The sequence below is a fragment of the Paenibacillus sp. NPDC056722 genome (assembly GCF_042790635.1).
GTDB classification, from domain to species: domain Bacteria; phylum Bacillota; class Bacilli; order Paenibacillales; family Paenibacillaceae; genus Paenibacillus_AQ; species Paenibacillus_AQ agri.
The window spans coordinates 13,262-27,282 of sequence record NZ_JBHTYV010000010.1 but is presented as its reverse complement, the minus strand read 5'-3'; the positions used below and the strand labels follow the sequence as shown (position 1 = coordinate 27,282).

Genomic DNA, 14,021 nt, shown 5'->3' with positions numbered 1-14,021 from the left:
ATATACAGATCTTATTTAAAAGCAGGCAGCGCGATATCCGCGTAGTTGTCCTCAAGGAATTTCTTCACTTCAGGGCCGCTGATCGCCTTGGCCAGCTTCTGGATGGCTTCGGAGTCCTTGTTGTCCTCACGCGCTACCAGGGTAATCGCGAACTCGGAATCCTCGCTCTCTGTAATCAGCGCATCCTTTGTCGGCGTTAATCCCAATGGTTTGGCATAGGCCGGAGTCATCGCTACCAGATCGGCATCATCCAGCATACGGGACAGCATCAGAAGATCTACTTCCTTGAACTTGAAGTTCTTCGGATTCTCGGTAATATCAGCCTGTGTAGCTTGAATGCCTACGCCTTCTTTCAGCTTGATCAGTCCGGCAGCTTCGAACATCACCAGGGAGCGGCCGATGTTGGACGGGTCATTCGCCATGACGAGTGTAGCACCTTCAGGCAGATCAGCGATGTTCTTGTACCGTTTGGAATAACCGCCATAGATTGCGTTATACACCGGTTGAACAGCTACCAGATGTGCACCCTTGCTGTCATTGAACTGCTTCATGTAAGGAACGTGCTGGAAGAAGTTCGCATCCACTTCCTTGTTCGCCAGGGCTTCGTTCGGTTGTACGTTATCCGACAGCACCACAACTTCCATGTCCACGCCTTCTTCTTTCAACAGCGGTTTAACGATATCCAGAATATCCGTCATCGGTGGAATAAGCGAGGCCACTTTAATTTTTACAGGCTCGGCGCTTGTCGGTGCCGGTGCTGCATCATTCACGGATGTATTTTTGTTACCACAACCTGCCACGATCAATACCATTACTGCAAACAGCGCAATTATAGACTTCTTCATTAGTTTGATTACCCCCAGTTTAATATTTGTATATAGATACAAGCTTTATTTCTTGTCCAGCAGCCGCGCTATAGTGCTTCCGCTGAACTGGACGATCTGTACCAGTACAATCATGACCACGATCGCGTAGGCCATCACTTCGGTTTCATAACGCTGGTAACCGTAGCGGATCGCAAAGTCACCAACCCCGCCGCCTCCAACCACACCCATCACTGTGGAGAACGAGATGAAGCTGATGGTTGAGGTGGTTAATCCCAGCACCAGCCCTGAACGGGCCTCGACATACAGAAATTTAAAAATCAGTCCCAGCCTCGAAGCACCCATCGATAACGCCGCCTCCGTAGTTCCGCGCGGAATCTCCAGCAATGCCTGCTCCACCAAACGGGAGTAATAGGCAATGGCGACAATGGACAACGGGACTGTGGCCGCAATCGTTCCAATAGCCGTTCCCACAATCAGACGAGTCACAGGAATCATTGCAACAACGAGCAGCAAGAATGGGAAGGAGCGCACGATGTTCACCAGCGTGTTCAGCACCAGAGACAACTTCTTATTCTCATACAGCTGACCCTTCCGGCAAAAATAGAGCAGCGTTCCCAGCGGGAGACCCAGCAGCACCGCGGCTCCCACGGAAATGCCGACCATGACGAAGGTCTCCCCGATAGACTGCCACATTTGTTCCTGGTATTTGAAGGCATTCTCAAGCATGATCTTCCCTCGCTTTGCCAAGAATCTGCTCCCGGTAGGAACCGGAGCTGCTTGCCGCAGGAAGGAACTCTCCGTCCGCCCGGGAGAAGGTATCTACTATTCGTCCATCCTCCATCACGGAGACATGGCTGCACAGTCTTTTGACGACATCCATCTCATGCGTGACGATGACAATCGTGACCCCAAGCTTCTCGTTGATATGCTTCAGCACTCCAAGAATCTCCGCAGTCGTTGCCGGATCAAGCGATGACGTTGGCTCATCGCACAGCAACAGCCCCGGATGATTCGCCAGCGCACGGGCAATGGCTACCCGCTGCCGCTGTCCACCACTGAGCTGGGCAGGATACTGCCCGGCTTTATCTGCCAGTCCAACAAAGCGCAAGCATTCCTCCACCCGCTCCGTTCGCTCAGTCTTCGGGACACCAGCCAGTTCCAGAGGGATGGAAACATTCCGGCTGACCGACACATTCGCTACAAGATTGAACTGTTGAAAAATCATCCCGATCTTCTGTCGTTCCTGTCGCAGCAGCTTCTCCGGCAGCACAGTCATCTCCCGGCCATTAAGGCTAACACTGCCTTCATCCGGCCGTTCCAGCAGGTTAATCAATCGCAGCAAAGTGGACTTTCCCGCCCCGCTTGCCCCGATAATTCCGTGTATAGAACCCTTTTCAACCTCAAGCGTCACCGAATCTACCGCCTGATACACGCCATCCTTGACTTCAAAGCTCTTGCTTATACGGCTCAGTGACAGCATACAAATCCCCTCCTTCCCATGCCTTACGGCAGCAGCAAGTGATCAGGTAAATATTGTACTATAAATATTCAAAAACTGTTTTATTCAAAATCTCCTTAAATAATAAGGTATTTTATCGTCTGTGTCATTAATTTTCTAAAAATGATATATCCTCTTTTGGAAAAGCACCACGAATACAAAAAAATCCCCGCCGCGAGAATGAATCGCGAAAAGGATTTTACTGATTATAACCCGAACTGCTTACTGATATACCACATACTTAAACAACGTCTGCACAATTACACATCTGCACAGCTTGTAGATCTATACATCATAGTCAGCTACATAGCTCTGCAATTCTGTATTGTAATAACCGATGCTCCATTCCATAGCTGTTCCCTGCTCGTTAAAGGAATACCGCGTTCTCTTCAGCACATGGCTATTACTGGGCAGACGCAGATTCTGCTCCACCTCTGGCGGGGCGAGGGCAACAGAGAATTCATCCCGCAGCCTGTCAGGTGAAATGCCCTGCTCCTCAAGCCATTCATAGAGAGATCGTCCGCTAAAGCTGGATAGCTCTAAGTCCTCCACGGTCATGCTCAGATAATGCGTATAATAAATGTAGGGAGCATCGTTAAGGAAAAAAATACGCTCCAGCTTCAGACAACGCCCGCCGAACAGCCGATATGGCTCAGTGCCCTCCGCACATGGATGCACTTCTGCACGCAACCACTCCTTGCGGATGGTATGCCCTGCCTCCACGAGAATTTCCGTGAAATGCTTCCACTTGGACAACCGGGAGGTCTCCTTGTTGCGGATGACCTTGGTGCCTCTCCCGCTGCCTTTTTCCAGAAAACCTTCCTGAACCAGCTCTTGAACGGCCCCCCGAACGGTAATCTTACTGACGGCAAATTCCTTTTCCAGCTTCGGCTCGGAAGGAATGATGGACCCTAGCGGATATACGCCGTAAAGAATCCGTTCTTTTAAAATATGCTTGATTTGCAGGTACAACGGTCTGTCTTGCCTCGACAAACTCATGACAAATTCCACTACCTTTCCACATCGCCTACGGCTTCCGTCATCGCACGGAGAATATCTCCTTCCGAAGCCTTCGGCGTATCGCCGGAGATCGTATGGGCGAGCATACCCGCCACCGCCGCGAACCGGACGGTTTGCTCTGCGGGCCAGCCCTCTAATTCCCCATGGATAATTCCACTCGCGTAGGCATCTCCTGCACCGATTCTATCATATACAGAGAACCTTAGGGGATCAGCGAACACCAAACTTTGATCCTTGTATATGTAGCCGAGCAATGAATGTGAATTGTCGCCGTGGATTTCCCGGTGGGTTCCGGCAATGACCTTAATGCCATATTCGTCGGCTACAGCCGGAATGAGTTCTTCAAGCTGCGCCTTACGTCCCTCTTTGTCCGTGCTCATCCCTAGCGTCCACAAGGCGTCTTTTTCAGTCATCATAACGATGTCCGCCAGCTTCAGCATGTCCTCATAGTATGGCTTAGCCCGGGTATGACCTTCTGCTCCCCAGAGCGAAGCGCGGTAGTTGGAATCGAAAATCACCAGACCTCCCTGCGCTTTCACCGCCAAGGCCAGTGCTTTCATATGGCTTCGGACAGCATCGTTCATAGCCAGCGTAATGCCGCAGAAATGAATGGCAGCGATGGACTGGGCTATCCCACCGTAATCGTATGTGCCTTCAGGTGCTGTATTAAAGCTGCTCTCCAAACGGTTGGTATAGGTTACCCGGCCGGGGCGTACTCCAAATCCATTTTCGAGAAAATACATCCCCATATAATCTCCTCCGCGCTGGAGGAACTCCGTAGAGATTCCCAGTCCACGCAATTCGGCGGCCGCAGCGTCCCCCACCGGGTTGTGGGGCAAGCGCGAGATCAGGCAGCCCGTATGCCCGAAGTTGGCCAGCGCTGACAGCATATTCACACCAGTCCCGGAAAAGGAGTAGCGAAGCATATTGCTCTGGGACAGCAGATCATGGCCCGGCACCTGCAGGCGCATCATGACCTCGCCGAAGGCGGCAATTTTTTTAGGCATAGGCGTTAGCCAGCTTTTTCATCATTTGCAGCAAAGTCCGCACGTCTTCTATATTCGTCTTGCCAGATGCCTTGTCGATAATCGAAGAATACACATGGGGGATAACCTGCTGCACTCCAGCTTCCAGAGCGATCCGCAAAATAGCTTCAAAATTCTCCATATCAATGCCGCCTGTTGGCTCCAGCGCAAAGTTTTCCTCGGCGCAGGCCTTGGCTACAGCACGATATTCCTCTTCAAGCTCCAGGCCTTGCATCGGAAAATACTTGATCGCATTTCCGCCCATATCCCGGATCAGTGCAATCGCTGCCTTAACCGGTACAATGGCGTGTTCCTCTCCCGCTGCACTCAGCGGACCTGTCGAAATATTCACATAACCTGGACGGCCGGTAGGCGACACCAGACTGTTAATCCAGCTGTCTGTTCCCCCAAGATTGGCCCGGGTAGCTCCCACGGCGGGGAATACCTGATTGATATGACTGCCCCCGTAATGCTTGGCAATCTCGGCAACTACGGCCGCCTGACGGTTATCTCCGGCACCAAGTCCAATCGACACGGCATCATCAATCTCCTTACCATATTCGCGCATCGCCGTTACAGCTTCCTCTGCTGTTTTATAGCTTTTGGAGAGGACGCCTACCAGAACATATCCTTCCGCCGCTTCATAAATATCTTTGGCGTTCTCAATATCCTTAGCTAGTACATTTAATGCCACCCGGTTGTTATAAAAACGCTTTGCAATGTTGGACATGTTATTTTCCTCCTGCCAATTTATAAATCTCCGATTGGATAACCTGTATGTCATCGTCCAGCAGCGGACGCGGATCAATGTCGAAATAGCCCTGTCTTGCACCATAGTCCCGAGTATATATGGCGATATCGCCCTCTCTCAGCTTCTGGACAGCTGTTACAGCACTAATTCCAGTCTGCGTCTGATCCAGGTGCACACGCCCCCGATAGATTGCGCGTCCCGCCTCGTCCTGCACAATTGTCACCTTCACACCAGGCACTTCGTTCAGCGTGAGCAGGGTTTGGAGTAGTGCTTTTTCCTGTTCGCTGCGGTCTTCTTTAACGATGTATTCGTCCAGCGCCTGTAGCAATCCAAAGGCTGTCTCCTTGCCCACCTTCATGCTCCGTCCTATGCCGTGCAGCTGTACCTTCAGCCATTCGACATAAGTACGCCGCCCGGCAACGATGCCGGAAGTGGGACCTTCAATCGCTTTAGAGCCGCTATAGATGGCTAGGTCAGAACATTTCACGTACTTGTGGATATCTTCCTCGGCTGCCGCATCAACAATCAGAGGAACACCCCGCCGCTGGGCAATCTCCCAGGCTTCTTCGACAGAGATCATATTTTTCTGGACCGCATGATGTGATTTCACATAGAGAATCGCTGCGGTGGTATCGCTGATAGCATCCTCAATATGCTCGCCTCGGCCTTCGTTGGCATAGCCAACCTCGACCAGTTTGCCTCCGCCCAGGTACACCATCGTTTCCACAGGCGCACCGTATTGCACATTATGGCCTTTCAGAATAATGATCTCATTTCGCAGAATCTTATCCTGATGCAGACGCTCGCTGATACGGCGGTTGCCTTGCGTTACCAAGGCGGCTACCGACAGCGCGATTCCGCTGGAAGCAGAGTTCACGATCACTGCGGCTTCGGAGCCGAGAATACGTGCAATATAATCGCCCCCCTTATCGACCAGATCGGCAACTTCCACATAGCTCTGCCCGCCTTTTTTCATAGCCTCCATAACGGTATTGGTGGGTGCCGATACTCCCAGTATGCTCATTCGTCCGCTGGCATTAATAACACGCTTAAGCCCGTACTTCGCATTCAATGAATTCTCCATGTGCAACAGCTCCTTTAACCTGGATGAGTTGGTCTGTATTTCTTTGTTCTCCTTCGGAATCCACCAGTACGGCTGGGCCGTTCTCTACGGTGAACAATGTAAGGTTGGCAGGTTCTCCGATCCTTATCCGGCCCAGCTCCGGCTTGCCAAGCCAATCCGCTGCCCGTGTAGTGACTGCCGCAAGCGTATCCTCTAGTGAATAGCCCAGATACAAAAACTTGGACAACACGTTCGCCAAGCTGTAGACCGGACCGTTCAGCCGGTTGCCGCGATAAATATCGGTGCTAATGGTATCCGGCGGAATGCCGTGACGCTTCGCCGCTTCAGCGATTTTGAAGGAAAAGCTTGCCGTCCCATGGCCCACATCCAGATGAACACCCCGCGCAATCGCCTCTTGCAGCACCTTCAGGGGTTGACCTTCTTCGTCGAACAGATTATTGCTCTTGCCATTCAGATAATGAGTAATGATATCTCCGCGATCAAGCAGCGGCACCACCTCCTCGATCTCCGGGGGACCGGAGCCGATATGCACCATGAGCCGTAACCCTGTTTCGTCAGACAATTCTCTGGCTCTGCGCAGTGGTTCAATGCCCTGCTCTCCCACCACGCTTTGGCTGATTCTTGCCTTTAATCCGACGATGAATGAGCGGTTCTTCTGCACGGCTTCCTGAACGCTAATCTTGTCGATCCATTCCAGCCGGGACAATTCATCCACCCGCTGCAACCCGATCCGGGAAATGTTCAGAAAAGCAAACAGACGGGTCTTGGCATTCTTCGCGCTGCCAGCAAGCTCGGCGATCCGGTCGCTTCCGCAGCTCCCCGCATCGATAATCGTGGTGACGCCCTGTCGCACACCTATTGCATCAATCTCGTCACCATAGGGATGAAATTCGGGAAAGGCATGCACATGCATATCAATCCACCCGCTGCTCACATAAGCTCCAGCCCCATCCCACACTTGCTGTCCACGACCTGCCCCAGACTCCGTAATGTCTGCAATTCGGCCATTTTCTATGATGATATCCAGGGCCTGCCCATTGATGCTTTTTAAATTACGAAGCACGAGCCTTTCTTCCAACTCTCCCACCTCATTCATTATAACGTTATAATGTTTAATGACAGTATGAACCTGCGGATCAACAGTTTTCTTACTCCTATCATATTCAAGTTACAGGTACCTGGCAAGTATTTTACATAAAACACCTATATAAACCGAACAAAAGAAATTAACAAAAAGCGAAGATGAACGGACGAGGAAGTTTGGAACTGTGTAAGTGGAAAGAACGTATGAAAGCAGCCTTCAGCCTTCCATAGGAAAGCTGGCACCGGAACATAGACCGTCTTCAGCAAGACCTCTAACCATGGCTGTTCAAACCCAGCGATATCATTAGAAGCAGTATATTCCCCTTCACCTGCCATCGTCTAAACAGTGAAAAAGAGGAGCCATCTCCCCAACTAACAGCCTTTTTGTACCTTATTTTTCTTTAAAATAGGAGAATGAGGGAAATAAGAGCATTATTGTATCTTATTTTTCGAAAAAACACGCTGGACGGGGTATTCTGGAAGATTTAAGGTACAATATTGCACTTAATCTCTGCTAACCCTTAGCTGCAGAGGATTTAAGGTACGAAAATGCCGTTAATTACACTTCGATCCTTCTTATAAGCTCTCTCTTTTCTTGGCTATTTTTCTTAGCTATGTTTGTTTTTTAATGGGCTCTATCTATTCCACCATTCCCTATGAAAAAAAGAGTAATTCTAGAGACTGCAATTGAACAGCAGTCTTTAGAATTACTCCTCGAAGCCAGATAGTCTCCAAGTCCTCAACGATTTATGCCTTAGCAGACGCCTCAAATTCCTCGCGCAGCTTCAGGAACACCTGATAACTCCGCTCGGCACATTCCGAGATCGCAATCGGATGGAAGCCGGGCAGATCCGCGTACAGCGTATCGTTCAGCGGTCCTGTCCAGCTCTGCGGCAACTGACTCGCCCCTAGCTTCGCGCCCATAATGGAGCCGACCGTCGCACCGTTGCAGTCGGTGTCCATGCCGCCGTACACGGAAGTCACGACAGCCTTCTCGAAGTCGTCCCCGCCATACACCAGCGACGCCGCCACCAGAGCCGCATTGTTGTTCGTGTGCACCGCATCATAATGGCTGAAGGTATCCCAGATGGTGCTGACCAACTCCCGTTCGCTCGTCGCAGAACGGGCAATTTCTACACCGCGCCGCACATCGCTGGCGAGGCGGCTGGTGTGCGGAATTTCACTCAAGCCGATCTCAATGATCCGCTCGTTATCGCTTTCAGCGAACGCGGCGGCAATCATCGCCGCGTTGAACATCTCACCGTAGATGCCGTTCTTCTCATGGGAGAAGGAGGCATCCCGCCAGCCCAGCTCCGCCGCCAGCTCAGGGTGGCCCGCTGCGCCGTAGGCCAGCCCATCGGCGCGAATCGCGGCGCCGATCCATTCGCGGTACGGATTCAGATGCATCCGTACCCGCTCCTGCCGCCGGCTCCAATCCGCCGGCTTCCCGCCATGCAGGTGACTCGTCTCCTGCATGAAGTTCATATAGGCCTGCGTCTCCGCCGTGCAGACCTGGCTATACGTCAAGTGGCGATGCCACAGCTTGCCGACATCCCATGAATCCCAATCCAGCCCCTTATGCTCCAGCAGCAGGAGGCCAAGCACCGTATAGCGGATGTCATCATCGCTTTCCATATACCGGATGGTCTCTGCTGTGCTCGCAAAAGTCCATTCGCTTAAGCCAAGTCCATACTCTGCGGCAGCCCGCGAATGTCCCGGCGTGTAGCCCTTAATTGGCCAGGCATCGGCCCCGCGGAACCACAGCTCGACATTCTCCCAGCCGGGACGACCGTCCTTGCCATAGAGATAATCCCAGTATTCCAGCGGCTTGCCAAGTGCGCAGCCGACGCTGCGCCCGAGCCAGGCGCCGTAGAATTTATCGCGCCATTCCGACTCGCTCCACCCGGTGTCCAGCTTACGCGGACCCTCTGGACGAAGCGCGCGAATGTCCTCCAGCCCAGAAGGCTCCCGATAAGGGAAATCCTCAGCTACTTCCAGTTGCATCAGTTCCTCGTAGACCTGCATCAGCTTCGCTTCATCGTCTCCGGCTGCTTCCAGCTTACCAGCAAAACCATCCGTGCGGCAGCCTTCTTCCCCGCGTTGGATCATCTCCAGCCGCACGGTCTCGCGCAGTGTCTCCCAACCTGCCATAAGCTAGTTCCCTTCCGCAGAACGCAGAAGCTCTTGATCCAGGCGCTCAAGTGAGTCGAACAGCAGCTTCATGAATGCCTCGCGGTCCACACCCAGCAGTACCTCCGTGTTGGCTGGACGGTCAGGCTTCTTGCGTCTGTCCGCAACAGTCATCCCCCGGGTCAATTTGCCCTCTGTCTCCACGGTTACATAGAGCTTCTCAGAGGTGAATAGCTCAGGATGCAGCAGCCAGGCGATGGCACAAGGATCATGCAGGGCGCTGCCCACAAAGCCCATTTTTTTACCGAAGATGGAATAGAAGTCGAGCAGTTCACCTACCATAACCGAGACCGGACCCCGCTGTTTCAGTGCCTCGATCTCTTCTTCAAAGATAGCCGCCTTATCCGTCACGTCCAGGCCACTCATCGTAATCGGAATACCGGATTCGAACACGATGCGTGCCGCTTCCGGGTCTACATAAATATTGAACTCCGCAGTTGCGGTAACATTGCCGTAGGCCAAGCCCCCGCCCATGAGGGAGATCTTCTCGATCTTCTCCTTCACTTCAGGGTAAGCCGTAAGCAGCAGGGCGATATTCGTTAAGGGTGCGGTAGGCACCAGTGTAATTTTCTCTTCGGAAGAACGGATGATATTCAGCATGAATTCCACCGCACCTTGCTCTACCGGAAGGAATTTGCTAGGTGGCAGCAACGGACCATCCATGCCTGACTCACCATGCGCTGCTTCTCCGGTTACAAGCTTGCCAAGCAGCGGTGCAGCAGCACCTTTGGCCACCGGGATGTCGGCGTTGATAAAGCTGAGCAGCTTCAGCGTGTTATCCGTGATTTTATCCAGAATCTGATTGCCGCCCACCGTCGTAATTCCCCGGATATCCAGCTGATCCCGGTGTGCATAGGCTAGCAGAATCGCAATCGCATCATCATGACCCGGATCACAATCGATAATAATAGGTGTAGCCATAGTTGTCTCGCTCCTCATTTTGTAGATCTGTATGTCCGTCTGTTTAGGTTCTCTCCACTATTTCTACTTAACGACCGGACTTTTCACTTTGCGGTTCTTCTTCCGCGTCTCGGAGACCGCATAGATGACCAGTCCGATGACTGTCGCTACATAAGGCAGTGTAGCAATCAGCTCGGCTGGAATTTTAAGAACTTGCAAGGCATTCGAAAGTGCATCCGCTGCCCCGAACAACAATGACGTCAGCGCCGTGCCTACCGTTGTGCTTCGCCCCATCGACTCTGCCGCAATGGCAATCCAGCCGCGTCCAGCCACCATGTCCCGTGTGAAGAGCGAAAGATAGCCCATCGACATGTAGGCCCCGCCCAGTCCGGCAAAAAATCCGCTGAGCAGCAGCGCCATATACTGGATTTTCACGACACTGACACCGACCGACTGCGCCGCATGCGGATTCTCTCCGACCGAACGGATACGCAACCCCAGCGGCGTACGGTTGAGCAGATAGTAGACGACGAAGACCGCTACGATGGATAAGTAAGTCAGAATGTGATGTCCCGACAGGATCGGGCCCAGCACAGGAATATTTTTTAGAACAGGGATATCGATACTTGGCAGCACCTTGCTTGGCAGCGAAGTAGATGAACCCTTGTCTCCGCTAAGCAGATACAGTAGAAACACCGTACCGCCCGAGGCGAACATGTTGATCGCTACCCCGCCGAGAATAATATGGGTTTTGAATTGGAGGGTGAAAAAAGCCAGAATTCCCGCAATCAGCGTTCCTGCCAGTACCGCACCCAGTAGTCCTACCCAAGCGCTCCCGCTATAGGAGCTGACAATAACACCGGCCAGGGCCGAGACAAGCATGATGCCCTCCATCCCGATGTTAATGATGCCCGCACGATTGGAGATCAGGGCCCCCAGGGCCGCGAACAGAATCGGGGTGGTCACCCGGAGAACCGAGAACGCAAAGTCTGTTGTCAAAATAACATTAAGCAGGCTGTTCATGCTTCCTTGGCCTCCTTCAGCAGCATCCGGTTCTTCCAGAACTTCAGGAACTGCTCCGCCGAGATCAATAGAATAATTACCGCTTGGATGATCGAGATCATCTCTGACGGGACATCTGACAGGCGGGACATCAGATCCGCACCGATCCGGATATAGGCCAGGAAGAGCGCTGATGCGATGACAGACAACGGATTGTTCTTAGCCAGCATCGCCACCAGCGCCCCATCCAGTCCGTAACCCGGCAAAGACGTCCATTGGAAGCGGCTATACATCCCGAGCACCTCCACCGATCCGCCCATGCCTGCGATAAATCCGGCGATCAGGTGGACCATAATAATAACTTTGGCTGTCTTCATGCCGGAGTAGCGGGCAAACTCCCGGTTGATTCCCGTCATGCGCAGCTCATAGCCCCATTTGGTTTTATAAAGAAACAGATGCGCCAGCACAATCAGCACGACCACGATAATGAGTCCGGTATGAATGCGTGTGCCCTGAAAAATTTTGCTCAGCTGCGCCGTTTTCTCGAATTTGTAAGAGACGTTGGCGAAGGCCTTGGCATCCCGCAAATGATAGTTCAACAGATACAATCCGATGCCGAATAAAATATTGTTGAACATCAAGGAGGTCACCAGCTCATTGGCATTCCATTTGGCCTTAAGTATCCCCGGAATCGCCGACAGCAGCGCTCCGACAATTGATCCGGCGGCAATCGCCACCAGCGGATGCAGCCAGCTGTTCAGGGTCAAGTGGATCGCCAGCACAGAAGTTACGACGCCCGAGAAATAGAAAATACCTTCCGCACCCAGGTTGAACATGTTCGCACGGAACAGCAGCGATACCGCCAGCCCCGTAAACATGAGCGGGATGGCCATCTCAACGACATTGCCGATATGTCCTTTAGTTGAAAGCGGCTCCAGCAGAAAAATCCCGATGGTCTTGACCGGATGGTCGCTGACGAGCGAAATAATTAGAAAGGCAATCGCCAGTGAGATCACAATGACTGCGGTTGTCCGGATGACCTCGAAATATTTGGATTTAAACATGTTCTGTGGCCTCCCCGGTCTGCCGCTCATTTTGCCGCTTGATTCCCAGCATATATAATCCAAGCTCCTCTTCACTTACTGCAGAAGGCTTCTCGAAGGAAGCGACAATCTGCCCCTCATACATGACCAAGAGAACATCACTGATCTCCAGGATTTCGTTCAAGTCTGCCGACACGAGCAGGACAGCACTGCCAGCTTGCCGCAGCTCCAAGAGCTTCTTATGAATGAATTGAGCGGCGCCAATGTCAACACCCCGAGTAGGCTGCTCAGCAATCAATAAATCAGGACCTGTTGAACATTCTCTGGCAACAACCACCTTCTGCATATTGCCTCCCGATAACATTCCGATCTGCTGAGCAGGACCAGAACAGCGCACCTTGAATTCCTCAACGAGCGAAGCTGCCAGTGCGGCAATCTTTGATCCATTCAGAAACGGGCCCCGGTTCATCTCTTTGGAGCGGTAGCGAGTAGAGATCAGGTTATCGGAAATGCTAGCCTCTCCGGCGGCCCCCTGGCGCATCCGATCTTCAGGGATATAAGCGACGCCCTGCTGACGGATATCCAACAGGCTCGAATTAAGGATGTCCTTTCCTTTTACCTTCACAGCTCCACTGCTGGACACCCCGGTAAGTCCGCCGGTCAAGGCTTCAACCAGTTGTGTCTGCCCATTGCCCTCGACTCCGGCAATCCCGACAATCTGGCCACCATGTACCGCGAAGTTGATATCTGTGAGTAATGTCTTACCTTGCTGATCGTTGACGTTCAATTGCTCAACTGTCAGTACCGGACCACCATCCGGAGCTGTTTCTTTATCGTATTTCAGCACCACATCCCGGCCAACCATTAGCCGTGAGATCTCCTGCTCAGTAACATCAGCCGTCTGAAATACCCCTTCACTCCGTCCGCTGCGCATAATCGTAATCCGGTCACAAATGGCTTTGACCTCTTTCAACTTATGCGAGATAAAAACAATCGTATGGCCCTGCTCCTTAAGCTGCGTCAGCTCGCGGAACAGCTCCTCTGTCTCTTGTGGCGTCAGTACCGCCGTAGGCTCGTCCAAGATCAAGATCTTGGCGCCGCGCAGCAAGGCTTTCAGAATTTCGACCTTCTGCTTCATGCCGACGGTCAGATCTTCCACCTTCGCCTTGGGATTCACGGCAAGATTGTATTTGCGTGCCGTCTCCTCGGTCATCCGTACAGCTTCGGCGTAGTTGATGCCAACACCCCGGCGCGGCTCCATCCCCAGCACCATGTTCTCGGCCACGGTGAATGAAGGCACCAGCATAAAATGCTGGTGCACCATGCCGATCCCGCGATCAATAGCATCCTGAGGAGATTGCAGCCGCACCTTCTCGCCTTTGATAAAAATCTCGCCCTCGCTCGGCTCTTCCATGCCGAAAATGATTTTCATGAGTGTTGACTTGCCCGCCCCATTTTCACCGGCAATCGCATGAATCTCGCCTGCACGAAGCGAAAAATGAACATCTTTGTTCGCAACAACGCCGTTTGGATATACTTTGGTAATTCCCCGCATCTCCAGCAGAGCGGTTTGCATAGGTCTCAACGCCTTTCAACTT

13 protein-coding genes are annotated in these 14,021 nt (G+C 52.3%); all 13 read right to left on the bottom strand.

What is annotated here, in order from left to right:
* Window positions 1-11: 11 nt before the first annotated feature.
* Window positions 12-845, bottom strand: coding sequence for a MetQ/NlpA family ABC transporter substrate-binding protein (locus tag ACFRAM_RS21170; protein ID WP_379467809.1), 834 nt, complete (start codon window positions 843-845; stop codon window positions 12-14).
* Window positions 846-890: 45 nt separating this feature from the next.
* Window positions 891-1,553 carry a methionine ABC transporter permease gene (locus ACFRAM_RS21165; RefSeq protein ID WP_175369897.1) on the bottom strand — a complete coding sequence of 221 codons (663 nt, stop codon included), beginning with the start codon at window positions 1,551-1,553 and terminating at the stop codon, window positions 891-893.
* Entirely contained in the window at window positions 1,546-2,307 is a 762-nt protein-coding gene (locus ACFRAM_RS21160) for a methionine ABC transporter ATP-binding protein (RefSeq protein ID WP_379467807.1), read from the bottom strand. Before ACFRAM_RS21160 ends, ACFRAM_RS21165 begins: the two co-directional genes overlap by 8 nt.
* A gap of 303 nt (window positions 2,308-2,610) precedes the next feature.
* A complete protein-coding gene (locus tag ACFRAM_RS21155) occupies window positions 2,611-3,324 on the bottom strand; it encodes a GntR family transcriptional regulator (RefSeq protein WP_379467804.1) in 714 nt (237 codons plus the stop codon).
* Window positions 3,325-3,335: 11 nt separating this feature from the next.
* Window positions 3,336-4,352, bottom strand: a complete 1,017-nt coding sequence (locus ACFRAM_RS21150; RefSeq protein ID WP_379467802.1) for a sugar kinase — start codon at window positions 4,350-4,352, stop codon at window positions 3,336-3,338.
* Window positions 4,345-5,100 carry a 2-dehydro-3-deoxy-phosphogluconate aldolase gene (dagF, locus tag ACFRAM_RS21145; protein WP_175369882.1) on the bottom strand — a complete coding sequence of 252 codons (756 nt, stop codon included), beginning with the start codon at window positions 5,098-5,100 and terminating at the stop codon, window positions 4,345-4,347. The genes ACFRAM_RS21150 and dagF overlap by 8 nt, the downstream gene beginning before the upstream one ends.
* A gap of 1 nt (window position 5,101) precedes the next feature.
* The gene (locus tag ACFRAM_RS21140; RefSeq protein ID WP_379467797.1) at window positions 5,102-6,205 is read right to left on the bottom strand and encodes a DgaE family pyridoxal phosphate-dependent ammonia lyase; all 1,104 of its coding nucleotides are present in this window, start codon (window positions 6,203-6,205) and stop codon (window positions 5,102-5,104) included.
* Entirely contained in the window at window positions 6,171-7,283 is a 1,113-nt protein-coding gene (locus ACFRAM_RS21135) for an amidohydrolase/deacetylase family metallohydrolase (RefSeq protein ID WP_379467795.1), read from the bottom strand. The genes ACFRAM_RS21140 and ACFRAM_RS21135 overlap by 35 nt, the downstream gene beginning before the upstream one ends.
* A 752-nt stretch (window positions 7,284-8,035) precedes the next feature.
* Window positions 8,036-9,439, bottom strand: a complete 1,404-nt coding sequence (locus ACFRAM_RS21130) for an ADP-ribosylglycohydrolase family protein (protein WP_379467793.1) — start codon at window positions 9,437-9,439, stop codon at window positions 8,036-8,038.
* 3 nt (window positions 9,440-9,442) lie between these two features.
* Entirely contained in the window at window positions 9,443-10,399 is a 957-nt protein-coding gene (locus ACFRAM_RS21125) for a nucleoside hydrolase (RefSeq protein ID WP_379467791.1), read from the bottom strand.
* A gap of 63 nt (window positions 10,400-10,462) precedes the next feature.
* Window positions 10,463-11,401 carry an ABC transporter permease gene (locus tag ACFRAM_RS21120; RefSeq protein ID WP_175369887.1) on the bottom strand — a complete coding sequence of 313 codons (939 nt, stop codon included), beginning with the start codon at window positions 11,399-11,401 and terminating at the stop codon, window positions 10,463-10,465.
* Window positions 11,398-12,444: an ABC transporter permease gene (locus ACFRAM_RS21115; RefSeq protein WP_066376011.1), complete on the bottom strand. Its 1,047-nt coding sequence runs from the start codon at window positions 12,442-12,444 to the stop codon at window positions 11,398-11,400. Before ACFRAM_RS21115 ends, ACFRAM_RS21120 begins: the two co-directional genes overlap by 4 nt.
* On the bottom strand, window positions 12,437-13,999 hold the full coding sequence (locus ACFRAM_RS21110) for an ABC transporter ATP-binding protein (protein ID WP_379467788.1): 1,563 nt from the start codon (window positions 13,997-13,999) through the stop codon (window positions 12,437-12,439). The genes ACFRAM_RS21115 and ACFRAM_RS21110 overlap by 8 nt, the downstream gene beginning before the upstream one ends.
* Window positions 14,000-14,021 lie beyond the last annotated feature (22 nt).